The organism is Halobacillus faecis (assembly GCF_007991335.1).
Taxonomy (GTDB): domain Bacteria; phylum Bacillota; class Bacilli; order Bacillales; family Halobacillaceae; genus Halobacillus; species Halobacillus faecis.
This window is the reverse complement of the sequence record NZ_BJYD01000035.1, coordinates 1-23,745: the sequence shown is the minus strand read 5'-3', so window position 1 is coordinate 23,745 and position 23,745 is coordinate 1. Positions and strand designations below refer to the sequence as shown.

Genomic DNA, 23,745 nt, shown 5'->3' with positions numbered 1-23,745 from the left:
GCTTCCCAGCCACCCCTGACGCCAAACAAGGAAACAAAATTAGGATGGAAAAGACAAAAAGGAAATAAAAAACCCGCCACACTGAGATGTGTGACGGGTTTAGATGGTTATTAACGACGACGGTTGCGGTTACGCAGGAACGTCGGGATATCAAGAGTGTCTTCTTCTTGATTCGGCTTGTTCTGTGGCTGTTGCGGAGCTTGACGACGAGGAGGTTGCTCTTCTCGTACGTTACGCTCTGGCTGTTGTTGTTCTACTTGCTTTTGCTGGTTCACAGGGTTTACGGTTGGACGCTTTTTCTGCTGACCTTGAGCAATTTGCGCTTCATCGAAACCTGTAGCAATAACGGTAACAACGATTTCATCTTTCAGATTCTCGTTAATCACAGAACCGAAGATAACGTTTACTTCCTGATCTGCTGCAGAAGTTACGATATCCGCCGCTTCCTGTACTTCATAAAGACTCAGGTTGGCACCACCGCTGATATTCATCAGGACACCGTGAGCCCCATCAATGGAAGTTTCAAGTAATGGAGAAGAGATCGCCTTTTTAGCTGCTTCAGCCGCACGGTTTTCTCCTGTCGCAATACCGATTCCCATAAGGGCAGATCCTTTGTCGACCATGATTGTTTTCACGTCGGCAAAGTCCACGTTGATTAATCCTGGTACGGCAATCAAATCGGAAATACCTTGTACACCTTGACGAAGGACGTTATCCGCTTCACGGAACGCTTCAAGCATTGGTGTATTCTTATCTACAATTTCAAGCAAACGATCGTTCGGGATGACAATCAGTGTATCAACCGCGCCTTTAAGGCTTTCGGTACCACCGCTTGCTTGTGTGGAACGCTTACGTCCTTCAAACGTGAATGGGCGAGTGACAACACCTACGGTAAGGGCGCCAAGCTCTTTAGCTACTTGAGCGATAACGGGAGCGGCACCTGTACCTGTTCCGCCTCCCATTCCTGCCGTTACGAAAACCATGTCTGCACCTTGAAGGGCTTCTTCGATTTGCTCTTTACTTTCTTCTGCAGCTTTACGGCCGACTTCAGGGTTGGCACCTGCACCAAGTCCGCGAGTCAGTTTTCCACCGATTTGCATTTTAACTTCTGCTTTGGAAAGGTTAAGCGCTTGGGCATCCGTGTTGACGGCGATGAATTCTACGCCTTGGACACCATGTTCAATCATTCGGTTGACGGCGTTGCTTCCGCCGCCACCTACTCCGATTACTTTAATCGTTGCTAGTTGGTCCATGCTTGTATCAAAATCTAACATCTTACGTTCCTCCTAATACACGAGATTACAAGATTTATTGGTTCGTCCGTCCCTTGACCGACTCAAACTTGTTCATTAATCAAAGAAATACTTCAAGAGATTACTGAAGCCTGATTCTTTTTTCTTCTCTGGTTTTTCGCTTTCTTCTTTCGGTTGTTGCTGCTTTGTCGTACGCTTTTGTTTTTTGGGTTGAGGTTTTTCTTGAAATTCTTCAGTTACAGATGGAAAGATCTCTTTGCCTTGTATTTTCGCATTACGATAGGCGAATTGCAAGATTCCTACCCCACTCGTAAACTGCGGTTCTCTTACTCCGATGTAATCCGGAATCGCCAGTCTTACGTTTGCGTGGAAAACATCCTGCGCTAACTCAAGAACACCAGGCATGTTCATCGTACCTCCGGTTAGTACAAAACCTCCCGGAAGTTCGCGTACACCCATGCGCTGGATCTCCTGGGCAGCAAAGACAAAAATTTCTTCTAGTCTAGCTTCAATCATATCAGAGATTTGCAATTGATTGAATGCCTGTTGACGATTACTTCCAATAATCGTGACAGAAAAATTTTCCTCTTCATTCGCATCGTCAAAAAATGCATGACCATGTTCCAACTTCACCTGCTCGGCTTCTTCTGTAGAAGTCCTCAAGCCGATCGATAAATCTTTGGTTAAATTGTCTCCACCAAAAGGAATCATGCTCGTTCCTTTTAAATGTCCTTCCTCAAATACCGAGATTGTCGTAGATCCACCACCGACATCGATAAGGGCTACGCCCAGATTCTTTTCATCGCCGGATAACGAGACAGTTCCAGAAGCTAACGGCTGCAAACAAACATCCAATACTTCCAAACCTGCTCGTTCTACACATTTTAATGTATTATGTAAAACGGTTTTGGCACAGGTAATAATCATACCTTCCATCTCAAGACGTACCCCGATCATTCCTCGTGGATCTGTGATCTCATCCTGACCATCTACGATGAACTGACGAGGAATTACATCGATAATCTCTCTTTCCGGCGGTACAGAAACCACCTGAGCAGCATCGATGACTCGTGTAATGTCTTCGTTTCCAATTTCCCTGCTTTCGCTGGAAACGGCAACAACACCATGGCATGGCTGCAATTGAATATGATTTCCATTCACACCCACAACGACACGATCAATTTTCATATCCACCATACGTTCGGCCTGTTCAACCGCTGAACGGATCGAATGAACCGTTTGATCGATATCTACGATCGCGCCTTTCTTCATTCCGTTCGATTTAGCTGTTCCTACCCCAATAATATTGAGGTTATCATTCATAATTTCTCCTATAATCACTTTGATTCGACTTGTGCCTATATCTAAACTTACTAAAATTTCGTTTTGATTCACCAGTGACGCACCTCCTGTAGCAAGCCATATAAGTAGTTCAAAGCATATCGAATTCACGCTTAAAAAACAATCTTTGAAATACAAACGTAAATGAAATGATATATTCCATGGGGTATAACCTTGGAATTTGAGAGAAAAAACTCGTTCCTATGTTGTTTTCCACAGTGTTTCGTGAATATCCTCTTAAATACGTTTATTTTTTTCTGAATTTCGTTAGCAATTTTTGGTCAATGACAATTCTTCTGACGATCGCAAGGTTTCTGAACAACCGGACACCAAAGGCAAAGACTGCTGCAAGGTAGAGATCCACGCCTAATTGGACGCCGAGGAAGGCTAGCATGGCAGCAAGTGTAATGTTGAAAAAGAAACCAGTCAGAAACACTGTGTCATCGAACGTTTTTTCCAGCTGTGCCCTGATGCCGCCAAGGAGCGTGTCAAAAGCGGCCAGTACAGCAATGGATAAATAATCGGAATAGGCATCCGGGATACGGATATCCGTTAAAATGCCGAGGGTCACACCGATGATCAGAAATAAAAGGGGTAACCACAAATTAACCACCAGCTTCTTCTAAAATTTCTAAATGGAGCGGATCATCGTACTTGGGAAGCACCAACTGCTCTTTCACTTCGAAGACAATCTCCATATTGTCGATGTTGAATATATCTTGAGTGGGGCTCGCTTTCATATGATCCTGCAGTTTTTCAGGATCTTCAGCCAGTACCTTGATGGTCAGCGGCAGCGAACCGATGGGTCGATTATTTACATAGGTCGCCCCATTGACATCTCTCACCGGTGAAAGGTTTGTTAATCGTTCATTTCCAATACTGATGTCTTCCGCACCGTATGTGTTCAGTTCATTAAAAAGTCGGCTTACAAGGTGAGGGGAGACGCTGGGATATTCCTGTCCACCAGCACCCTCATCAAAAATGGGACGAATGGTCAGTTCCACCCCTGCCCCCTTCTTCTTCTGCAGGCCTATCTTTTTTTCCAAAGTCTCAATGGACCCTTTCAATGTCTCCACTTGTTCGCGTGACGATTGCTTTTCATAATTTTCAATGGTCTGATCCGCCCCAGCAATTTTCTCTAAGAGGTCCTGTTGATGTTCCTGCTGGGTCTTCAGATCTTCCCGCACTTCCCATACATCTCTTGTATCCCGCATCTCTGTCTCATGGGAGGTGGTTTGGAACTGTACCGCCACCATGAATCCAATCAATAGAAAAACGGCGGACAGCAGCCACTGTGTTCTTCGCTTCATGTTGATCACCCTTCGGCGGATAGCCTTGCCTTCATCTCTATTTGATTTTCTTTCGATAATTGCACATCAACATTTTCGTTGAGAAGCTGATCGACGACACCTCTAGTCAGTTCAAGGCTTGAATGAAGAACCTCCGGGTCCCCGATTGCAGAAATGACGAATGGAGCCGGGTGTTGAACACCGTCCACAGTAATGACCGGTCCTGTACATGCAATATAACTATCTCTCATAAACCGTTGTCCATTAATGGCAATGGCTTTTGCTCCAGCACTTAAAAGTTCGTTGATCACGCTGTGAATATGACTTTCATGAACGATATATTGGTTCACCTGATCATCATCCGGGATATATTCCGCATCACTAAGAACGACTTCCACTCCTTGACCCTGAATCGGGACCTCACCATTCAACATCTGAAGCTTCTTTTTTCGTTCGACGAAGTCGGCGACCACCTGTTCACGATCGGCCATCTCATTTTCAAAGTCTTGAATCGTATGCCGCTTTTCTTTTAACTCCTCACGCAGCTGCTTGTTCCTTTTTTCCATGTCCAGCAGCTGTTGTTGGTAAAAGTACTCTTTTTCCCATTGCGAATCATTCAGTTGAACCATCTGTGGTGAACTCTTTGTCAGTTGATAGCTGTAACTGACAAGAAAACCGGAGATGAGAAGGACAAGAGCTAAGATAATGGGTTTCCCTTTAAGCCTCTTCATCCGTGTTCCCCTCTTCTTCTCCAGCACCTGAATCACCTTGCGGCTCTTCTCCCTCAGATTGAGGATATTCCTCAAAGTAGGCCCCTACATCGATATGTATGATCCCTTCAGCTCCTTCATCAAGCTGTGCAACGATGGAAGGATAAGCCGGCATTTTTTCGGCAAAACTGCGGATCGAGGCCTGCACCTGATACCCATCATTCATATAAAGAAGGATTTGATATGGGTTCCCGTCACGAGGGTCCCAATGAATTTCCGAAATGAGACTGCTCACACTTGCAGGCAGTTCTTTCAGCTCTTGAGAGATTTCTTTCAGATACGTTTCCTTATTAAACCCTGCTAGGATTGGAGCATCTCCTCCAGGAAGAGCTGTTTGTCCATCCAAGCGTGTTCCATTTTCAAGAATGGCATGAAAGGCACCATCCTGCTTAACGTAACCGATTCGTTCTGCTTCCTTTACTTCAATTTGGACATTGTTCGGGAAGGAACGGTCGATGGAAGCAAAGGTGATTTCTTGATGAGACTCGATCTGCTGTTTCATCTCTTCTTCATCGACTCTCCAATAATTCGTGGATGTTGTGACTCCGGCAAGCTCGATAATTTCTTCTTCAGAAACGTGGTACTCACCCTCCACAACTATATGACGAACATTACTGAGTGGCGACTGAAGATAAATGACCGTCGCAATCAGCAAAAATAGAATAGTCAAATACAGAATCAAGCGACGATTGGCTTTTTTTCGCCTCGTCTGTTTCAGTTTAGGTATGCGATCTTCTATGGAAACCACTTTTCTCTCTTCCATAACGGGCATTTCTCCTTATTGCTAGACACCCTTTACGCTGTTTGTCCTAGCTGTTTGAAAGAATGATGTTCCTCTAAAAGATGCCGAGCTTACTCTACATCTATACGTTTCCCATTATATCACAAAAATAGAGTGAAATATTGATAGAGTTTTACTAGTTTGCTATCAATTTTATTACAGGAAAACCCGCATTTCGATGGGTCTCAAGTGATTTCGCTAAATTCGTTTACCCATTCTCCCTATGAGCTAAACTTCCAATAAGAAAATCTTCTTTATTCCCCCGCTAATCCTTCCTCTTTTCTCCAAAGAAAACAAGTAAAAATAAAAAGGCCATGGATTCCATGGCCTTTTTATTTTGTAGAAAAACGGCTGACGCTCAGGAGTAATCCCAGGGAGGCGAGGGTCAGGGTTAATGACGAGCCTCCATAGCTGATAAGGGGAAGCGTGATTCCTGTGACAGGAATCAGTCCGGTGACTACACTAATATTGATCATGACTTGAATGCTGATCATTCCGACGATGCCAAGGGCAAGTAGTGAGCCGAAAAGATCAGGGGCAAGGAGACTTGCACGGATCCCTCGCCATAGAAGAATAAAAAAGAGACCAAGGACGAGTAACCCACCGAGGAATCCCAGTTCTTCAGCAAGTACTGCAAAAATGAAGTCCGTCTGAGGTTCCGGTAAATAGAAAAACTTTTGCATACTGTTGCCTAACCCTAATCCCATTAAGCCCCCGGGCCCGATTGCATATAAAGACTGGATAATCTGGAACCCTGCTCCTAAAGGGTCTTCCCACGGATGCAGGAAAGCGGTGATTCTTTTTATTCGGTAAGGAGCTGAAGCAATCAGTCCGACCATACCCGCTGCTCCTGCGCCGGCAATCCACATAAAGTGGCTGATGCGTGCCCCTGCTGTAAACAACATGACAAGGCATGTCCCTACCATGACCACGCCTGTTCCAAGGTCGGGCTGAAGCATGATGAGTGCGAACGGGAACAAAATTAATGCTAGTGCAGGCAGGAACCCTTGTTGGAAAGAGTTCATAAGCTTTTGGCGTTCTGATAAAAAGCGCGCAAGGAATAGGATCAAGCCGAGCTTCATGAACTCTGATGGCTGGATGCTGAACATCCCCACCCCAATCCAGCTTCGTGCTCCTCCACGGACCATACCCACTCCCGGAATGAGTACGAGTACAAGGAATACCAGGCAAATGATCATAATCATCTTTGAATGTCCATGCCATACATAGTACGGAATTCTTGATAACACGACCATGGCAATCAGACCAGCCACAGCGAAGAGAATCTGTCTTTTTGCGTAAAACCACGGATCGTCAAACTTATATTCAGACCAGATGCTTGATGAACTATAAACCATCACCACCCCGATGATCAAAATTCCGAGTATGGCGGCAACCAACCATAAATCCGGCTTTTTTTCTTCCATAGAAAAAGCCCTACCTCCCATCTAAGTGGAAAACAGGGCTTAAGCTTGTCGCATAAAGCCCTTATTAGAGCTTATGCACAGCTTGGATAAACATGTTGCCTCTTTCTTCAAATGTACGATACTGATCCCAGCTCGCACAAGCTGGCGAAAGCAGGATGACATCGTCTTCTACTGAGTACTGGTATGCCTGACTAACGGCTTCCTGCATCGTTTCTACTTTGGTGACTTCCTCAATACCAGCATCCCGAGCCGTTTCGCTCAATTGATCGGCTGTTTCCCCGAAAACAACCATGGCTTTGACACTCTTCATGTGGGGAACCAGTGATTCGAAGCTCGTCCCACGATCAAGGCCGCCTGCAAGGAGAATGACTGGATTTTCGAATGATTTCAACGCATAAGATGTGGCTAAAATGTTCGTCGCTTTGGAATCATTATAAAATAAACGCCCGTTCTTTTTCATCACGAACTGCAGGCGGTGTTCGACTCCAGCAAAAGTGGTCAATACTTTGACAATCGCTTCATTACGTATGCCGTTCACTTTAACCGCAGCTACTGCAGCCAGGATGTTCTGCAGGTTTTGTTCTCCTACTAAAACAATGTCCTGTTTTTTCATAATCGGTTCGTCTTCAAAGTAAATGAACGTATCATCAGCCCAGGCACCTTCTCCTTCTTTCTTAATAGAAAAAGGAACGAGCTTCGCTTTGACATCAGGTAAAAATCGGGCGATGCTCTCATCATCTGCATTGTAGACCAACGTGTCATCAGGTGTTTGGTTGGCTGTGATCTTCGCCTTCGCCTGATGATAGTTTTCTAACGTATGGTGATAATCAAGGTGGGCTTCGTAAAGGTTGAGCCACACCGCAATCTCTGGATGGAACTTTTCTGTCCCAAGCAATTGGAAGGATGAAAGTTCAGTCACCATCGTTTCATCTGCCTCTGTACTTCTTGCCACCTCACAAGAAACATGCCCGATATTGCCTGCAAGGGAAACCTTTTGTTGATCTGCTTTAATCATTTCATGAATCAACGTCGTCGTTGTCGTCTTCCCGTTTGAGCCTGTAACGGCTACGAATGGGCCTTCATGAAGGAAACTTGCCAATTCCACTTCAGTTACGACCGGAATATTCCGTTCCTCAGCTTTTGCAATAACTGGGTTTTCATAAGGGATGCCTGGGTTTTTGACGAGGTAATCTACATCATCCAATACGGATAACGGGTGTCCTCCCGTAATGACCTCTGCCCCTTTTTCTATCAGTTTACGCACTTCTGGTGCCTGTTCATCCGCTTTTAAATCATTGATCCTGACTTGGACACCGCTGTCCAGGAACAATTCAGCAGCTGCTTTCCCGCTTTTCGCAAGCCCTAGTACGAGAACCTGCTTATATGGGAAGTTTTTTAATGTTTTCATCCAAACATCACCTCAATATAAATACCGATCACTGCAAAGACAAGTCCTACAGCCCAGAACGTCGTCACAACACGCCATTCGGACCAGCCCTTCAATTCATAATGGTGATGAAGCGGACTCATTTTGAATACACGCTTTCCTGTTGTCTTAAAAGAAATCACTTGAATGATTACAGACAGGGTTTCAAGGACGAAGACACCGCCGATAATGACAAGAATAAGTTCAAGTTTCGTTAAGATCGCGATAATGGCAATCGCTCCACCTAAAGCAAGCGACCCTGTATCTCCCATGAAAACTTTCGCCGGATGCGCGTTGAACACAAGGAAACCGAGCAGCGCTCCAACAATAGCAAGAGAGAAAATGGTGATTTCAACGTTCATTTGGCCTGTCCACGCCAGAATAGCGAACGCGCCAAACGCGATCGCTGCCGTCCCTGCAAGAAGACCATCGAGCCCATCAGTCAGATTGACAGCATTCGAAGCACCTACGAGCATAAACAGGATCAATAGGGCATAACCCCAACCAAGGTCTACTTCAAAGGTTGTACCGGGAATACTAATATACGTTGGAAAGTCTGAATTTCTAAGAATGAAATAAACAACGAGGGCAATGACAATCTGCCCGAGCATTTTCTGCTTTGATGTAAGACCCAAGTTTCTTTTCATCGCCACTTTAATGTAATCATCCAGGAACCCGAGCAGTCCATACCCGATTAAAACAAATAATACTAAGAACATCTGCGTGTTCCCAGTGTCCGGGGTGAACCAAATGGATGCAAGAATCGTGGTCATGACCACAGCTACAATGATCATCACCCCGCCCATCGTCGGTGTTCCGGATTTTTTCTGATGGGATTCAGGTCCCTCATCCCTTATAGCCTGACCAAACTTTAACCTTCTCAAAAAAGGGATGATCATCGGCGAGATCACAACAGTGATTGCAAATGAAATAGCCATAGTGATTAGTAGTATGTAGTCGTTCATGTGTAGTTCTCCTCCTTTTCCATCATCATCGCCTATCGATCAATCCACGAGATTTTCAAGTAATTCTTCTAGTTTCATTCCTCTGGAAGCTTTGATAAGTACGACGGTGTCCGCTGTTAACTCTTTACGGACGTGATGACTTAACGTTTGTTTGTCTGTAAAATGATGCGTTTCAATGGAAGGGTACTGCTTTTCTACGGCATCCGTGATGGCCTTGGAATCCTGGCCAATCGTATAAACCGCATGAATCTTCTCATCAATAGCATCGGCTACGCTCCTATGAAGCGATTCTGATTGCTCTCCTAACTCAAACATATCACCTAATATTAACACTTTCCTGCTTTTAGATGTCAATTGACTGACAACTTCAATGATTGCTTTCATGGAAGTCGGGGAAGCATTGTAGGCATCATTAATGATTAGGGAACCTTTTGGCCCGTCATGTTTTTCAAAACGCATGGCAGACATTTGCAGCTGCTGAAACCCTTGCTGGATCTCTTGTGGAGATAACCCTAAGCGTTCGGCAAGAGCGATGACGTATGTAGCATTTTTCACATTATGTTTCCCGGCCATAGGCAATGCATAGGACTGCCCACCGACTTTAAATGTACTGCTCTCATCTGTCAATCGAAGAACCTCAGCCTGATAGTCAAGCTGATCACCAAAACCACAAGTAACCGTCCAGGTCTTAGACATTTGTTCTTGCAATAGAGGCTCATCTCCATCGAGAATTAAGGCACCTTTTTCAGAGAGGCCTTCTGTAATCTCAAGCTTCGCCCCGGCGATTCCTTCTCTGGAACCTAGATTCTCAATATGGGACTCTCCAATGTTCGTAATGATGGCGTAATTTGGTTCAGCAAGCTTTGATAAAACAGAAATTTCCCCTGCACGATCCATCCCCATTTCCAGAACGACAGCTTCTGTTTCTGGATCCATGGCAAGGACAGTGAGAGGGAGACCGATATGATTATTAAAATTACCAGCGGTCTTATGGGTTTTGTACTTGACTTGAAGGACGGATGCTGTCAGATCTTTCGTTGTCGTTTTCCCATTCGATCCAGTGACACCGACGACGACAGGATCCACCTTTTTTAAGTAATAGGACGCCAATTGTTGAAGTGCTTTCGTTGTGTCTTCCACAAAAAAGACAGGGAAGTCTGTAGGTGTCAACTTCGGCAAAGGACGATCTTCCTGCCATAATGTTGCTACCGCTCCCTGTTGAATGGCATCTCCAAGAAAATCGTGTGCATCGAAATTCTCTCCGACAATCGGAACGAACAAGCTTTGCCTTGCCGTCTTTCGGCTGTCGGTCATCACAGACCTAAGCTGAATCCGATCCGATGCGGCTCCTTGATTTTTCGGGAAAAGTTGTGTGAGTTCATTTACTTCTACAATCATGATGGATGCTCCTTCATCTCTCTTAATATCGTACGGGCTACCTCACAATCATCGAAATGATGACGGGTGCCCTTGATTTCCTGGTAGGTTTCATGGCCTTTTCCTGCAATCAGAACGATATCTCCTGTTTTTGCATGTTCAATCGCATAGGTGATGGCCTCTTTTCGATCCTCTATCAGTTTATAACGCCCTTTTACATGGGTGGTCATATCTCTGAATATCTGTTTAGGGTCCTCCGTCCGAGGGTTGTCATTGGTGAAAATTACCCGATCCGCATAGTCGACACTCACTTTCGCCATCTCAGGACGTTTGCTGCGATCACGATCTCCTCCGCATCCGACAACCACGGTGATGGTGCCTTTACATAAATCACGGAGCGTCTGCAATACGTTCTTTAGTGAATCCGGAGTATGGGCATAGTCCACCACGACACCGAAGCCTTGACCTTCTCTAACGGGTTCGAACCTCCCTCTCACACCTTTGGTCTGCTGGAAGGATCGTTGGATCGTCTCTAAAGGGACCCCTGACAAAATAGCCGCACCCGCTGCCGCCAGCATATTATAAATGCTGAACAGCCCCATCAATGGACTCTTAATGGAGACCGAACCGATGGGAGTGGTCATAATGAAGGCAGTACCCGTTTCTGTCATCGTGTATTCCTCCGCTTTTATATCCGCCTCTTCGAAAATGCCATAAGTCAGCAATCCTTGGGAAGTAGAGCGGATAAATTTTTTTGCCTGCGGGGAGTCGTTGTTGATGACTGCGAATTTCTCACGTTCCTTATTATACCCATTCCCTAATTGTGCGAACAATAGGGACTTTGCACGAAGATAATCATCAAAATTTTCATGATAATCCAAATGATCCTGGGTCAAATTCGTAAAGACGGCAATATCAAAATCACAGCCGAATACCCTTCCTTGATCAAGCGCATGGGAAGATACTTCCATGATCGCATGATTGACGCCTGCCGCATGCATCTTATGAAAATAACGCTGCAAGGTAAGAGCGTCTGGTGTCGTGTTTTTCACCGGGAACGTTTCTCCAGCAATATTCACCTGGATGGTTCCAATGATCCCGGTTTTCTTTTTATGCTGCTGAAAGATTTCTTCCAGCAGATAGGTGATGGTCGTTTTGCCATTTGTGCCGGTTACTCCTATGACATGGAGAGACTCTGAAGGGCATCCATAAAAGGCAGCAGACGCCATGGCAAGCGCTCTTGATGTATCATTCACAAGAACGACAGGAACAGAGAGAGCCACCTCCTCTTCAGCAATGACAGCCACGGCCCCTCTTTCCACTGCGCCTTTTGCAAACCGGTGTCCATCAACATCCACACCGCGCAGGCAAACAAACACATCTCCAGGCTCCGTCGTTCTTGAATCCATGGATAGCCCTTTAATATGAAGGTCTGCCACTGGTTTCGTTACTTTATAAAAAGGAATGTACCGCAAGAGTTTCTTCATTTTCATATGTGTCACCCTTACCTGCTCACAAGTTTTATTATACCAAACGTCGGTTTAATTCCCCAGATACACACGAATGGTCGAACCACTTGGCACTTTCACACCAGCTTCAGGCGCTTGTGTAATCACTTTAGACCCGCTGCCACTGACTTCCACTTTTAAATTCAGAAGCATTTGACTTAACTCTTTTTTCTCCATCCCGGTAACGTCCGGAATTTCAACTAACGGCTCATCCGGCCAGGAGTATTCTTTTTCCAGCCCGTCTTTCCTAGGCTCTACTCCTAAAGCGCGTAAGCTGTCACTCATAATGTTTCCTACGATTGGAGCAGCTACGACACCACCGAACTGCACCGTATTCTTTGGATTGTCGATGGCCAGATACACAACAAGTTCAGGATCGTCCGCCGGAGCAAATCCGATGAAGGATACGATATGGTTATTTTCCATGTACCTTCCATCCGGACCGACTTTTTGAGCGGTACCGGTTTTCCCGCCGACACGATAACCTTCCACGTACGCTCCCCGTCCTGTCCCTTTAGCGACAACACTTTCGAGGGCACGGCGGATTTGTGCTGAAGTTTCTTCAGAAATGATTCGTTCTTTCAGCTTCGGTTCATTTTTTTCTAGCGTTTCTCCAGTGGTTGGATCAAGCCATGCTTCCTGGATATACGGTTCATAATAATAGCCCCCGTTCACCGCTGCCGCGACAGCCATGACCTGCTGGATCGGCGTGACCGATACCCCTTGACCAAACGCCGTTGTCGCCTGCTCTACTGGCCCAACGTTCTTTGGCTTGAATAGGATTCCTTTTCCTTCCCCTTCAAGATCGATGCCTGTTTTTTCACCAAAACCAAACCGATCAATGTATTCAAAAAGCTTCTCTGTGCCGAGTCGTTGTCCAAGAGTGACAAACCCAGGGTTACAGGAGTTTTGGACCACTTCCAGGAACGTCTGGTCCCCGTGTCCGCCTCGTTTCCAACAGCGGAGAGTCGCTCCGTCTACTTTGATCGATCCGGGGTCATGGAAATGTTCATCTTCAAGATCAACGAGGTCCTCTTCTAAAGCGGCGGCAAGGGTGATGATCTTAAACGTGGAACCAGGCTCGTATGTACTCCAGACAGGCAGGTTCCGGTTGTAGACTTCCGGTTTCACTTCCTGATAATTGGCCGGATCAAAATTGGGCCGGGTCGCCATTCCTACGACTTTCCCTGTATCGGGATCAACCGCTAACGCCACGGCCCCATCAGGGTTATATTTGGCCTGGGCGATATCAAGCTCTCGTTCCATAATGGATTGGACTTTGTAATCGATCGTCAGCTGCAGATCTTTTCCATCCTCGGGCGGGTTATAGATATCCGCCATATCCGGCATCCTTTTCCCTTTAGCATCAGAGAAAAAAGATAAGGCCCCTTTTTCCCCTCTCAATTCTTCGTCATAATAAGCTTCTAAGCCGAGAAGCCCTTGGTTATCGATGCCACTGAATCCAAGGACGTGTGAAAGGAAAGAGCCGTGAGGATAGTATCTCTTCGAATCTTCGGCGATATAGACACCAGGCATCTGCAAAGACTGGATCGCCTCCGCCTGTTCCTCACTGATTTTACGGCCTTCCGGGTGGATCCTTTCGATAGAGGTCACTTTTGTAACGTGAGAATATGCTTTCTCCTCACTCATATCCAAAATCTGCGCAAGGTTTTTTGCCGTCTGTTCTGCATCTTTAATTTGTCTCGGGACGACCATCACTGTTGGGGCGGATTGATTACCAACGAGCACTTCGCCATTTGAGTCAAGAATCTTCCCTCGCTCCGGTTCGAAAGTGATATCCCTGCTCCAAGATTCCTCCGCCTTTGAAATGAGGAAGTCACTTAAGAAGAACTGGACATACCCAAGCCTCCCTGCGATGACAAAAAAAATAACCATTCCAACAAGAAAGACAGCGACTAATCGTTTCTTTACGACCACTTGTGATACTCGTCTCATCTTAATAACTCCTTTTTGAAGTCAATAGAGTCAGCTTGTATCACTATATGCAATCTAGAAACGATTAGAACACTGCCTGGAATGGTGTCACTCCTCTCTTGGAGGAGCTAATTCTACGACTAAATAGCCGCCTTCTTTTATACTGGAACCTTCAGGGATGCTCTGCTTTTCAACAAAGCCGTTCCCCATCGTCTCGATGTTCAGGTTGAAATGTTTCACGAGTCTGTGCACATCGCGGGCTGAATATCCGGTCAAATCAGGCATGGTCGGCTTGTCTGTTATGACCATAATCCTTTGATTTTCGACTACTTCAGAACCCGAGTGAGGAAGGACGGCGGTCACCTCGCCACCGTTCCCAATGAATTCTACATTCGAGAACTTTTGTTTCAGCTCTTCTTTAGCATTTGAAGTACCTTTACCAATGACATCCGGAATGGTCAACGGTGAAACGGATTCGTCCACCTCTTTATCCGGTTGGATATCCATATAATGGAGACTGTTTTCAAGCACGGTCCTTGTAATGTAAGAAACAGGCTCAGAACCGAGCTCCGTAACCTCTAGATCCGGCTGCTGAACAGCAACGTACATGAGCAGTTCAGGGTCCTCTTTCGGAGCCATCCCCATGAAAGAGAAAATGTAATTGTTCCGACCGGTCAAATACCCTTGGCTCCCAACACTAATCTGAGCGGTACCTGTTTTACCTGCGAGTGTGTAATCGTCCAACTTGAACGATTGTGCGGTCCCTTGTTCAGACGTGACAACGGTTCCCATAAGGTCACGCACTTGTTTAGCGGTGCTCTCAGAAATAGGCTGCCCCATCTCTTTCGGTTTGTTTTCCTTCAAAACTTCACCCGTTTCACTCGAAGTGATTTTAGAAAGCATATACGGGCGCATCATCTTACCATCATTAGCCACAGATGTTGCTGCCGTCATCATTTGAATGGCAGTAAAGGTGGACCCTTGTCCAAACGAAGTCGTCGCCTGCTCCACTTCTCTATCATATGCAAAACGACCATTCTTTTCATTCGGAAGGTCAATGCCTGACTGTTCATCAAAATTGAAATCCGTCAAATATTTTCGTAGTTTCGTAGGTCCAAGAACTTCAAGAGCAAGCTTGGAGGAGGCGACGTTAGAAGACCGTTGAAATCCTTCATCATAAGAAATCATCCCCCACCCCTCAGCATTGTTATGATCTCCTATCGTTTTGCCAGGGACCTTATACGTACCGGACTTGAACATATCGCTCCCATTATAAACCCCTTCTTCCATCGCAGCAGCCCAAGTAAATATTTTCATCGTGGAGCCAGGTTCGAAGGTGTAGGAAACAATGTCGTTATACCAATTATCAACCTCACCAATATCATTCGGGTTATAACTCGGACGGTTACTCATCGCTAAAATTTCACCGGTATCCGGATCCATGACCGCAGCCATAATCTTCTCCGGACTGTACTGTTCGTCTACCTGTGATAGAGCATCTTCCAAGAACGTCTGAATCTTTTGATCAATGGTTAAATGGACATCGTTCCCGTTTTCAGGTTCAGTCATCACTTCGTTCGGATCTAACAGTTTCGTTCCGTACTTGTCTCGCTCATAACTGATTTTCCCCTTTTCTTCTTGCAGATGTTCTTCCATCTGCTTCTCAATGCCAGTTACGCCGTTGATGTTCCCATCCTGGCTCCGGGCAAATCCGATAACATGAGAAGCAAATTTCCCATTCGGGTAGTAGCGTTTCGACTCTTGTTTGAATTCGATGCCGGACAACTCAAGATCTTCTATTTCATCTTTCGTCTCCTGAGAAATGGAACGTCCGCTGGAACCGAATTCGACTTGGAAGCGTTCATTCTCCTGGCCTTCTTCAATCGTTTGTCTGATATCGCTTGCTTCCATATCAAGCAGTGGAGCAAGTTTCTCTGCTGTCTCTCCAGGGTCCGTCACGTGCCTCGGTGGATCGAGGTTAACGGAATACTCCGGGTCTACGATGGCATAGATTCTATAAGTGGGACGATCATAGGCAAGTACCATACCGTTTTTGTCATAGATTTTGCCTCTGTCTGCATCGATTTCATAAGAGCTTGTACGAATATCCTCCGCCCATTTCTGCAGATCGACACCTTCCACTGTCTCTGCTGTCTCAATATAAATGAAACGCCCCGCAATGATGAAAAATACAATCGCAAAGGCGACCATCAAAAATGCGGAGCTTTTATTATTGTTTTGCTTTTTCATGTGGAATCACCAGCCGTTACTCGTTATTGATTTTACCGGCTTGCTTTACTTGTGCATTCTGGATATTCAACCCATTTTCTTTGGCAATGCTCAAAATCCGATCCGGGTTACTGAGTTCTTTCACCTGATAAGCTAGATTTTCGTTGAGAGACTCCTGTTGTTGGATCTCTTGTTCAAGCCCGCGGATATCACGGTTGATCGTATCTGTCTGAGCAGATGTCTGCACTAAAAACACCGACGCTGCCAACACTGCAGTCGTTGCAAACGAATAGAGGAATTTCTCCCCTGTACTTATCCATTTTTTCTTTTTATGTACCTTTACTTTCGCCTGTTTCTGTCTTTCAGGCTGCTGTAAAGGCTGCTGTTTTCTAATCTGTTCAGCACTCATGTTTGTTTCCACCCTTCATTAAATTCAAATTCTTTATTCCAAGGTTTGACTTTCTCGACAATCCTCAGTTTCGCAGAACGTGAACGACGATTCTCCTCGAGCTCTGACTCATCGGCTACAATAGGCTTTCGGCTGACCAATTGAAAAGGTGGCTGTTTATCTTCAGGGATCATCGGGATGTTTTTCGGCAATGGAGGATTTGTACTCCATTTCTTGAACGCCTGCTTGCATAAACGATCCTCTAAGGAGTGGAAAGTGATGACGGCAATCCGCCCACCCATTCCTACCACTCTTGCTGCCTGATGAAGGCTGTCCTGAAAAGCTCCAAGTTCATCATTGACTGCAATACGGATAGCCTGAAAAACCCTTTTGCCAGGGTGTCCGCCTTTTCTTCTGGCTGGTGCAGGGATGCCTTCCTTGATGAGTTCAACCAATTCTCCTGTCGTTTCAATCGTTTTCTCTTTTCTTGCTGCTTCGATCTTCCTTGCAATTTGTTTGGAGAATTTCTCTTCTCCGTATTTGAAAAAGATGCGAACGAGATCCTCGTATGGCCACTCATTGACAACTTCTTTCGCACTGAGCTCTGCTTCTTGGTTCATCCGCATATCGAGCGGAGCGTCCTGGTGGTAGCTGAACCCTCGCTCTTCTACATCCAATTGGGGACTGGAAACGCCAAGATCATAAATAATACCATCGACTTCCGTTACCTCAAGCTCTGCTAATTTCTCTTCCAATTGACGGAAGTTGGCATGGACGAAAGTAACCCGATCCTGATAATCCTTCAGACGGTCCTTCGCAGCTTTCAAGGCAATTTCATCCTGATCGAAAGATATCAATCGGCCATTTCCCTTCAAGGCTTTGGCAATCGCTTCGGAGTGCCCTCCACCTCCTAAGGTGCAGTCGACATAAATGCCTTCTGGGTCCAAATCTAAATGTTGTATGGTTTCACTTTTTAGTACACTGTAATGTTCAAACATGATTTCACTCGTTTCTATCGATCAGATATCAAAATCCAACATATTTTCTGCGATCTCTGAGAAGGAATCTTCCGATGCCTCGAAATAACTTTCCCATTCATCATGACTCCAAAACTCGATCCTATTGGAAACGCCGATGACGACACATTCTTTTTCTAGTGATGCATATTTTCTAAGAGGTTGTGGAATGTTGATTCTTCCTTGCTTGTCTACTTCACATTCAACAGCACCAGAGAAGAAAAAGCGGGTGAAAGCGCGGGCATCTTTTTTTGTTAAGGGGAGTTTTTTCAGCTTCTCTTCAAGGAGCTTCCACTCGTTCATAGGATAAGCAAACAGACACTGATCTAAACCTCGGGTGAGAACAAAGGTGTCACCAAGGTCCGGGCGGAATTTCGAGGGTACGATGATCCGTCCTTTTGTATCAATGTTGTGTTGAAATTCACCCATGAACATAGAGTTCCCCCACCTTCTAAATTCACCTTACCACATCGCCCCACTTTTCTCCACTTACTTTTTTATCATTCTCTTCCCATGAAAAAAATCCTGCCCGTAAAGGCAAGATTTTAAAGGTTTTTACCATGTTTTTTTGTAGTGGAGGATCGTGGAGGACCTTCCCTACAAATATACGACATAATGATCGTTTCTGAAGCTCAAATGGTGTCTGTTCATCTGCTGAAACACCGTTGTTCCGTACATGTTCACCCATGGGACAATGCTCCACATTCTCTCCTGGAGTCCGCCACCCGGATGAAGCGTCCATTCTATGTTTTCGAATTGTTCCATCTCATGTTGATGGCGGGATTCCATCGAATGGTTGATCCGCTTCTCTAGAAAATCGATGTTTTCCAATATATATTCCAAATTCTTCTCCGCCAGCTGACCGAGGTCTGCACCGAGAGTCGCAGATTTTTGGCGAAGTGGAGCATGGACGGAGCTTATTTCTTTCTTCACCTGCTCAGTTAGATGATGAATTCGCGGGGTGCTTTGGGAAGCGATCCAATTCATCTTCTTTTCTCTCACTCCAGAGCGGATCGCTTCATCCGCTGGGATATAAAATTTTTCTAATTGCTGGCCTGTCTTCCTGTCAATCATCGTAAAGGATAGACGCGGAAGCACAGGCGGCATACACAATCCCGCCGCTTCAAAAGCCGGCTTTAAAACAGACCAGTAATTGATTTCTCCCGGCCCTCCAATAAAGGCGAGGACTGGAAAAAGGGCCTCCTGCATCAACGGTCTTGTTACTACGTTATTACTGAGAAGCTCCGGTGTTTCTTCTGCAATCTTCAACAGCTCTGCTTCAGTCAGAACGACTTCATTGTTCTTCCCTCGGAAATTCCCTTCTTCATCTCTTACAAGAAGGACTCTTTCTCCTTCGAAACTATAGAACAAGTGGGCATCATCAAGCTCGCTGTCAAGGATGGTCTCATACCCTTCCTGCCGGTTTTTCTGCAAGACGGCATACACACCACTGGCCATTTCTCTATTTTTTTCAATCATCGTATTGAAGTAAGGCGTTTCAAGGCGGCGCACTGCCGGGTCATGAGCATCGATTAAAACGAGGCCTTCATCAGGGAAAAGATGATAAACCACTTTGGCAAAAAAGTCACTGTAACTGTCCGACTCTTTTAATAACCTTTCCATTTCTTTATAAAAGTCCTGCGTATGCTCTGTTTCCTTCACCATTCCGAAAACGTCCTTCAACCAGGCAGAGGCTTTTTGTTGATCGATGGTGATCTCAGAAACGGAAGCTTTCGTCTCAGGGGTATGATCAATGGTCATCTTTTCCATACCGCTTCCCTGCTTCATCATGATATGGTGAATCTCATCAAAATCGTGATCTTCCCCAGCAATCCAAAAAACAGGAATGACCGGTTTTCCAAGATCGCGTTCCTTTTCTTTTGTCAGCTGCAGAACGGATATGATTTTATGGACAGAATAAAGCGGACCTGTAAGCAAGCCAGCTTGCTGGCCAGCGATGACGACCACACTCTCTTCATCTTTCAGCTTTTCAATATTGTTAAGGGTTTCCACAGGAGCTTCCCATCGTCGATTCATTCGATTGAGCACTTCAGAAAGCTCAGCCCTTTGATACGTTTGATTCCTTATTTCAGATAACCGACGCTCCCAAGTAGATTCTTCAAACGGGTGGTGGTTAAACCGATCAGCTATATTTTCGTAATTGTTTTTATAGTCACGAAACAATGTTTGTTTCGGTTCAAGTTTAATCGGTTCGATGCGCATCTCTATACGACTCCTTTATCGGCAATAATTCCATGATTAATTATGTATCCTATTGTATTGTACAAAAAACCACCACAGACTTCACATTATCTGTTTGAAACCTCTAAATTCCATATACCCCCCCGTTTGTTGAAGCGTTCAATACGGGCAACGAACCTCTAATCATCTTCATATCTAGTCTTCCACAATTGACATTGTCTTTAATAACTAGTAATAAAAAATAACAAACGAAGGAGATTTTTACATAGGTAAGCACAGCCTTGTTTGATTTGGGCTGTGCTTATCGGTTGCTTTCATTATTTTATGTCGGACTGAAGAATTCATGTAAATGCTTTGTTCAGGCACTAGCTGAAAAAGACTCTTGTTACGAATCCGAATGTACTCAATCCCATGTAGAAGAGGATGAACAAAAGGAAACTTACGCGCCAGAAACCTTTGAGTGCCCGGAACAGGCGGACTTCTTCGTTGATTTTATACTGCGCTACCATCGACATACCTAAGAGGATCAAAAGGAAGATAATAATGAACGGTAGAAAGCTGCGGTCAAACAAAACGACAAGGAGAACATGGACCGACAAAATAAAGATAGGCGCGGTATAGTTTGCTGTCCGGTGCAAGGCCTTTAACTTATGCTTGCTCCACTTTCTGGCACACAGATAGAAAACCACTAGGAAAGGAAGAGGAAGGGTAAGCAGAAACGCAATCGTATAAACGATCAGATCACTCATCTTTTTCGAACCCCCCTTTCATATTCGAGTGCATGAATCGCATGCAAGACGAAATGATGGTAAGGAAGTGGGCATTTTCCATGATCCAGGATGTAACCACTTATGCTGTCCACTTCTGTCAATCTGTTTTCTGTGATGTCCTTCATCATCGAGGAATGATTTTCTCCAGTTGCCTCTGCTACTTTCTTCACTCGCTCCCATTCTTCAAAAAAGGAAAGGCCTAAAACGGAGCAAGCTTCTTCGCACAAGAAACGGGCCAGTTCATTTATGGATGGATTCGTGAGGATGGAACGGTTCGGTTGAGAAAATAGTGCCGTGAGAGGATTAATCACCGTATTTATGATTAGTTTGCTCTTTAGCATAGGCTCATACTGTTCTTTAAATACGACTGGAAAATGTGCTGTATGTAATTCCTTTGAGAGGGCTTGTCCCTGTATAGGGTCCATTCTTTTATAGACGGCTATTTGAATATTCCCCTGCCCTCTATGGTCGACTACGTTTTGACCTTTAGCCAGTGCGCCGTGTTCAATGACACCGACACAGCTTTTCAATCCGGCTTGTGATAGTTTCTCTAAATGCCCCATCCCGTTTTGGAGGAATAAAAACGGGGCGTCACCAGGGAGGTCCTGATCAAGAAAATCATCCATGGCATGTTGTTTAATGGTTACCATCCATAAGTCATACCCTTCACTCATTTGTGTAACAAGATGCGCATGAACGGGCACAGCCTCTGTAAATTGTTCACAGATAATCCCTTGTGCCGCAAGGATTTCTCTCTGTTCTTCCTTTTTCACAAACATATGCACTTCGTGGTGCTTACCTAAATGGGCCCCTGCCAATAATCCTATGGAACCCGCCCCAATGATGCCGATTTTCATGATTCTCTCCTCATTTCGTACTAATCTGCTTCACTATTGTAGCAGATTCCAAAACGATATTGCAGTCGATTCTTGTCCAATGTATTATTATTCATTTCATTCTGAAAATTTTTATATTATAATATGGATATAGACAGATATTTGAAAGGGGATTCTTTCATGATGACGAAAACAAGAGTTCAACCTTTATTGGTCAACTATAAGACGCTTGAGGAGTTTAAACGGTTCAAAGAATATGGGAACCAGGAACTTGCGATGCTCGAGGATTTGGAGAGCAACATCGTGGAAAACGATAGTGAGTCGCCATTTTACGGAGTGTATTATGGAAGCGCTTTAGTGGCACGCATGAGCTTATATCGAGTGAAAGCAAAGTATGACCATTATTTTGATCCTTCTCAGGACTACCTGGAATTGTGGAAGCTTGAGGTTCTTCCGGATTATCGTGGGCTGGGCTATGGAAAAGCGCTCGTGGAATTCGCCAAAAGCTTTGATTTACCGATTAAAACAAACCCTAGAATTAATTCTCATGGATTCTGGGAGAAGATGGGCTTTCAAAAAGCGCATTATGATGTAGAACGTGACCTCGGAGAAAATCCACTGATCTGGATGCCTTCAGGTGTGGAAGAAAGAGACGTAAACGCATAAAACATGAATGAGGCCACTACACAATGTTGTAGGGGCCTTTGTTTATGATGGTAAATAATATGAATGGCAGGTGAATCGATCGATCAAACACCACTCTCACTTTTTCTTTTTTCTCTTACCCAATGGACAAGTTTATCCATTTCATTCCACGCCGCTTCCCACTGTTTCAATTCTTCTCTAAGCTTCTCATTATCTTCGTTCAGTTTTTTTAGCTGGGTTTCTAAATTCTCTTTCCCGTAATCTTCAAACTGCTTTGATCTCATTTCTTTCAGAAACGAGATAGCGGCATCCAAAGACATCGGGGCATCATCAGAAGACTTAGAGGATGAATAAATCGTCCGTGTGGCTTTACGGCTGTTTTTCGCTTCCTGAATTTCTTTCTGGTATTCTTTGCGCACAGTCGCATTCCACCTGAATCCACACGCAGCAGGTGTCCTGTGTAATTGTTCAGCCACTTCCTGGAAGGCTTCCAGCTGGGTCTTCCCTTCCCGAATATGTTTCAAAACCGTCGTTGCCAATAACAGGTCTTCCTCATCCTTCCAGGCATCTTGTCTCGGGGCATCCATAGCATCCCTCCTCTATCGTTTGCTTATAGTTATGCAGGAGGAATGATTGATAGAATCGCATTTCTCATCTTTTTCTCTTAGCTTCAAAGTTTCGAACCGCTTCTTTATGCTCATCCGACTCCCATAAAAGGGAGCATTGTCTGACCTCACGCTCCATACGTTCAGAAAGCCTGTTGAATTCCATATGATCCATATACTGCCGCTTGAAAATTTTCATTTGTTCAGGTGTTTTATTGAGAAAAGATGAAAAAATATCTTTGTTCCAGTTTACTGTAATCATCTTATGTAACCATCCAATTCGATAGACTTGCTCTGCTGAGTACATGTCAGCATCCATTAACCAATGAGCAGCTACGTCACTGTTTACCCGCTGATATAGAAGTGTACCTCCTCCCCACCCAGGGATAATACCTAAATTAGCTTGGACAAAACCAAAGGAAGCCCCCTCTATTCCATATCTAAAATCACAAGCCGTTGCGATTTCGCACCCGCCTCCCCTTGCTTGTCCGTTTAATACGGCAATCGTAGGGACAGGAAACGTAGCCAATTCATACAGGACTTCTTTCATCGGGTGCAGCGTGGCGTAGGCTTGTTCGGCACTCATTTCGCCATGGAGTTCACGCAAATCTCCCCCTGCACAAAAAGCACGATCACCGGCACCTGTGACCACAAGGAATTTCAGGTTTTCTTTCTTCAACTCTATGATCGCTTGATAAAATTCTTTCGTCATTTGTTTTGAGATCGCATTCATCTTTTCTGGTCGGTTCAGGGTTAAAACTGCATACCCTTCTTTTTTCTCTACTAAAATTAGTTGTGACACTTCCTCCACCCCTTCCAATACTAATGTACCAGAAATCTAAAGATTTTGTTCAACTATATCGCAGGATTATTGAAGGCTCAGTTTCGAGACTTTTATGCGAGCTTAGGGGCTCCAAATCCCTCTTAAAGTAACATGCCTAGTTGTGTTGGGAAATCCTGCTTAATCTCCATCGGTATAGGG

At 44.9% G+C, this 23,745-nt stretch carries 22 protein-coding genes; 1 reads left to right on the top strand and 21 read right to left on the bottom strand.

Annotated elements, in window-relative coordinates; genetic code table 11:
- Positions 1-110: 110 nt before the first annotated feature.
- From ftsZ to HFA01_RS17595, 19 genes are all read right to left on the bottom strand, one after another.
- Positions 111-1,274, bottom strand: a complete 1,164-nt coding sequence (gene ftsZ, locus HFA01_RS17685) for a cell division protein FtsZ (protein WP_146818708.1) — start codon at positions 1,272-1,274, stop codon at positions 111-113.
- A gap of 75 nt (positions 1,275-1,349) precedes the next feature.
- Positions 1,350-2,648, bottom strand: coding sequence for a cell division protein FtsA (gene ftsA, locus HFA01_RS17680; RefSeq protein ID WP_146818707.1), 1,299 nt, complete (start codon positions 2,646-2,648; stop codon positions 1,350-1,352).
- Positions 2,649-2,841: 193 nt separating this feature from the next.
- Positions 2,842-3,198, bottom strand: coding sequence for a small basic family protein (locus HFA01_RS17675; RefSeq protein ID WP_146818709.1), 357 nt, complete (start codon positions 3,196-3,198; stop codon positions 2,842-2,844).
- A gap of 1 nt (position 3,199) precedes the next feature.
- Complete coding sequence (locus tag HFA01_RS17670) at positions 3,200-3,904, bottom strand: DUF881 domain-containing protein (protein ID WP_146818706.1); 705 nt, start codon at positions 3,902-3,904, stop codon at positions 3,200-3,202.
- Between the two features lie 5 nt (positions 3,905-3,909).
- The gene (locus tag HFA01_RS17665) at positions 3,910-4,614 is read right to left on the bottom strand and encodes a DUF881 domain-containing protein (protein WP_146818705.1); all 705 of its coding nucleotides are present in this window, start codon (positions 4,612-4,614) and stop codon (positions 3,910-3,912) included.
- Positions 4,601-5,416, bottom strand: a complete 816-nt coding sequence (locus HFA01_RS17660) for a cell division protein FtsQ/DivIB (RefSeq protein WP_146818704.1) — start codon at positions 5,414-5,416, stop codon at positions 4,601-4,603. Before HFA01_RS17660 ends, HFA01_RS17665 begins: the two co-directional genes overlap by 14 nt.
- A gap of 350 nt (positions 5,417-5,766) precedes the next feature.
- The gene (spoVE, locus tag HFA01_RS17655) at positions 5,767-6,861 is read right to left on the bottom strand and encodes a stage V sporulation protein E (RefSeq protein WP_146818703.1); all 1,095 of its coding nucleotides are present in this window, start codon (positions 6,859-6,861) and stop codon (positions 5,767-5,769) included.
- A gap of 64 nt (positions 6,862-6,925) precedes the next feature.
- Complete coding sequence (gene murD / locus HFA01_RS17650) at positions 6,926-8,269, bottom strand: UDP-N-acetylmuramoyl-L-alanine--D-glutamate ligase (protein ID WP_146818702.1); 1,344 nt, start codon at positions 8,267-8,269, stop codon at positions 6,926-6,928.
- Entirely contained in the window at positions 8,266-9,252 is a 987-nt protein-coding gene (gene mraY / locus HFA01_RS17645) for a phospho-N-acetylmuramoyl-pentapeptide-transferase (RefSeq protein ID WP_146818701.1), read from the bottom strand. Before mraY ends, murD begins: the two co-directional genes overlap by 4 nt.
- A 39-nt stretch (positions 9,253-9,291) precedes the next feature.
- Positions 9,292-10,650 (bottom strand): UDP-N-acetylmuramoyl-tripeptide--D-alanyl-D-alanine ligase, encoded by a 1,359-nt coding sequence (locus HFA01_RS17640; RefSeq protein WP_146818700.1) that lies wholly within the window; start codon positions 10,648-10,650, stop codon positions 9,292-9,294.
- Entirely contained in the window at positions 10,647-12,122 is a 1,476-nt protein-coding gene (locus HFA01_RS17635) for a UDP-N-acetylmuramoyl-L-alanyl-D-glutamate--2,6-diaminopimelate ligase (protein WP_146818699.1), read from the bottom strand. Before HFA01_RS17635 ends, HFA01_RS17640 begins: the two co-directional genes overlap by 4 nt.
- A gap of 48 nt (positions 12,123-12,170) precedes the next feature.
- Complete coding sequence (locus tag HFA01_RS17630; protein ID WP_146818698.1) at positions 12,171-14,093, bottom strand: stage V sporulation protein D; 1,923 nt, start codon at positions 14,091-14,093, stop codon at positions 12,171-12,173.
- Positions 14,094-14,180: 87 nt separating this feature from the next.
- On the bottom strand, positions 14,181-16,322 hold the full coding sequence (locus tag HFA01_RS17625; RefSeq protein WP_146818697.1) for a penicillin-binding protein: 2,142 nt from the start codon (positions 16,320-16,322) through the stop codon (positions 14,181-14,183).
- 16 nt (positions 16,323-16,338) lie between these two features.
- On the bottom strand, positions 16,339-16,710 hold the full coding sequence (ftsL, locus tag HFA01_RS17620; RefSeq protein ID WP_146818696.1) for a cell division protein FtsL: 372 nt from the start codon (positions 16,708-16,710) through the stop codon (positions 16,339-16,341).
- Entirely contained in the window at positions 16,707-17,687 is a 981-nt protein-coding gene (gene rsmH, locus HFA01_RS17615; RefSeq protein ID WP_146818695.1) for a 16S rRNA (cytosine(1402)-N(4))-methyltransferase RsmH, read from the bottom strand. The genes ftsL and rsmH overlap by 4 nt, the downstream gene beginning before the upstream one ends.
- A gap of 21 nt (positions 17,688-17,708) precedes the next feature.
- Positions 17,709-18,140, bottom strand: coding sequence for a division/cell wall cluster transcriptional repressor MraZ (gene mraZ / locus HFA01_RS17610; protein ID WP_146818694.1), 432 nt, complete (start codon positions 18,138-18,140; stop codon positions 17,709-17,711).
- Positions 18,141-18,302: 162 nt separating this feature from the next.
- Positions 18,303-19,928 (bottom strand): bacillithiol biosynthesis cysteine-adding enzyme BshC, encoded by a 1,626-nt coding sequence (gene bshC / locus HFA01_RS17605; protein WP_146818693.1) that lies wholly within the window; start codon positions 19,926-19,928, stop codon positions 18,303-18,305.
- A 344-nt stretch (positions 19,929-20,272) separates the two neighbouring features.
- A complete protein-coding gene (locus HFA01_RS17600) occupies positions 20,273-20,656 on the bottom strand; it encodes a DUF3397 family protein (RefSeq protein WP_146818692.1) in 384 nt (127 codons plus the stop codon).
- On the bottom strand, positions 20,653-21,534 hold the full coding sequence (locus HFA01_RS17595; protein ID WP_146818690.1) for a ketopantoate reductase family protein: 882 nt from the start codon (positions 21,532-21,534) through the stop codon (positions 20,653-20,655). The genes HFA01_RS17600 and HFA01_RS17595 overlap by 4 nt, the downstream gene beginning before the upstream one ends.
- Positions 21,535-21,693: 159 nt before the next feature.
- Here HFA01_RS17595 and HFA01_RS17590 point away from each other — a divergent pair, with 159 nt between their 5' ends.
- Positions 21,694-22,179 carry an N-acetyltransferase gene (locus tag HFA01_RS17590; protein ID WP_089652800.1) on the top strand — a complete coding sequence of 162 codons (486 nt, stop codon included), beginning with the start codon at positions 21,694-21,696 and terminating at the stop codon, positions 22,177-22,179.
- An 83-nt stretch (positions 22,180-22,262) separates the two neighbouring features.
- On the opposite strand, the gene HFA01_RS17585 is transcribed toward HFA01_RS17590, so the two are convergent.
- Together HFA01_RS17585 and HFA01_RS17580 are read right to left on the bottom strand one after the other, a co-directional pair.
- On the bottom strand, positions 22,263-22,745 hold the full coding sequence (locus HFA01_RS17585; RefSeq protein ID WP_146818688.1) for an RsfA family transcriptional regulator: 483 nt from the start codon (positions 22,743-22,745) through the stop codon (positions 22,263-22,265).
- 64 nt (positions 22,746-22,809) lie between these two features.
- Positions 22,810-23,565, bottom strand: a complete 756-nt coding sequence (locus HFA01_RS17580; protein WP_146818686.1) for an enoyl-CoA hydratase/isomerase family protein — start codon at positions 23,563-23,565, stop codon at positions 22,810-22,812.
- Positions 23,566-23,745 lie beyond the last annotated feature (180 nt).

Bases quoted from the DNA above. Each gene is read 5' to 3' on its own strand.
- ftsZ (WP_146818708.1), bottom strand. From the start codon at position 1,274: ATGTTAGATTTTGATACAAGCATGGACCAACTAGCAACGATTAAAGTA.
- HFA01_RS17670 (WP_146818706.1), bottom strand. From the start codon at position 3,904: ATGAAGCGAAGAACACAGTGGCTGCTGTCCGCCGTTTTTCTATTGATT.
- HFA01_RS17665 (WP_146818705.1), bottom strand. From the start codon at position 4,614: ATGAAGAGGCTTAAAGGGAAACCCATTATCTTAGCTCTTGTCCTTCTC.
- HFA01_RS17660 (WP_146818704.1), bottom strand. From the start codon at position 5,416: ATGGAAGAGAGAAAAGTGGTTTCCATAGAAGATCGCATACCTAAACTG.
- spoVE (WP_146818703.1), bottom strand. From the start codon at position 6,861: ATGGAAGAAAAAAAGCCGGATTTATGGTTGGTTGCCGCCATACTCGGA.
- murD (WP_146818702.1), bottom strand. From the start codon at position 8,269: ATGAAAACATTAAAAAACTTCCCATATAAGCAGGTTCTCGTACTAGGG.
- mraY (WP_146818701.1), bottom strand. From the start codon at position 9,252: ATGAACGACTACATACTACTAATCACTATGGCTATTTCATTTGCAATC.
- HFA01_RS17640 (WP_146818700.1), bottom strand. From the start codon at position 10,650: ATGATTGTAGAAGTAAATGAACTCACACAACTTTTCCCGAAAAATCAA.
- HFA01_RS17635 (WP_146818699.1), bottom strand. From the start codon at position 12,122: ATGAAAATGAAGAAACTCTTGCGGTACATTCCTTTTTATAAAGTAACG.
- HFA01_RS17630 (WP_146818698.1), bottom strand. From the start codon at position 14,093: ATGAGACGAGTATCACAAGTGGTCGTAAAGAAACGATTAGTCGCTGTC.
- HFA01_RS17625 (WP_146818697.1), bottom strand. From the start codon at position 16,322: ATGAAAAAGCAAAACAATAATAAAAGCTCCGCATTTTTGATGGTCGCC.
- ftsL (WP_146818696.1), bottom strand. From the start codon at position 16,710: ATGAGTGCTGAACAGATTAGAAAACAGCAGCCTTTACAGCAGCCTGAA.
- rsmH (WP_146818695.1), bottom strand. From the start codon at position 17,687: ATGTTTGAACATTACAGTGTACTAAAAAGTGAAACCATACAACATTTA.
- mraZ (WP_146818694.1), bottom strand. From the start codon at position 18,140: ATGTTCATGGGTGAATTTCAACACAACATTGATACAAAAGGACGGATC.
- bshC (WP_146818693.1), bottom strand. From the start codon at position 19,928: ATGCGCATCGAACCGATTAAACTTGAACCGAAACAAACATTGTTTCGT.
- HFA01_RS17600 (WP_146818692.1), bottom strand. From the start codon at position 20,656: ATGAGTGATCTGATCGTTTATACGATTGCGTTTCTGCTTACCCTTCCT.
- HFA01_RS17595 (WP_146818690.1), bottom strand. From the start codon at position 21,534: ATGAAAATCGGCATCATTGGGGCGGGTTCCATAGGATTATTGGCAGGG.
- HFA01_RS17590 (WP_089652800.1), top strand. From the start codon at position 21,694: ATGATGACGAAAACAAGAGTTCAACCTTTATTGGTCAACTATAAGACG.
- HFA01_RS17585 (WP_146818688.1), bottom strand. From the start codon at position 22,745: ATGGATGCCCCGAGACAAGATGCCTGGAAGGATGAGGAAGACCTGTTA.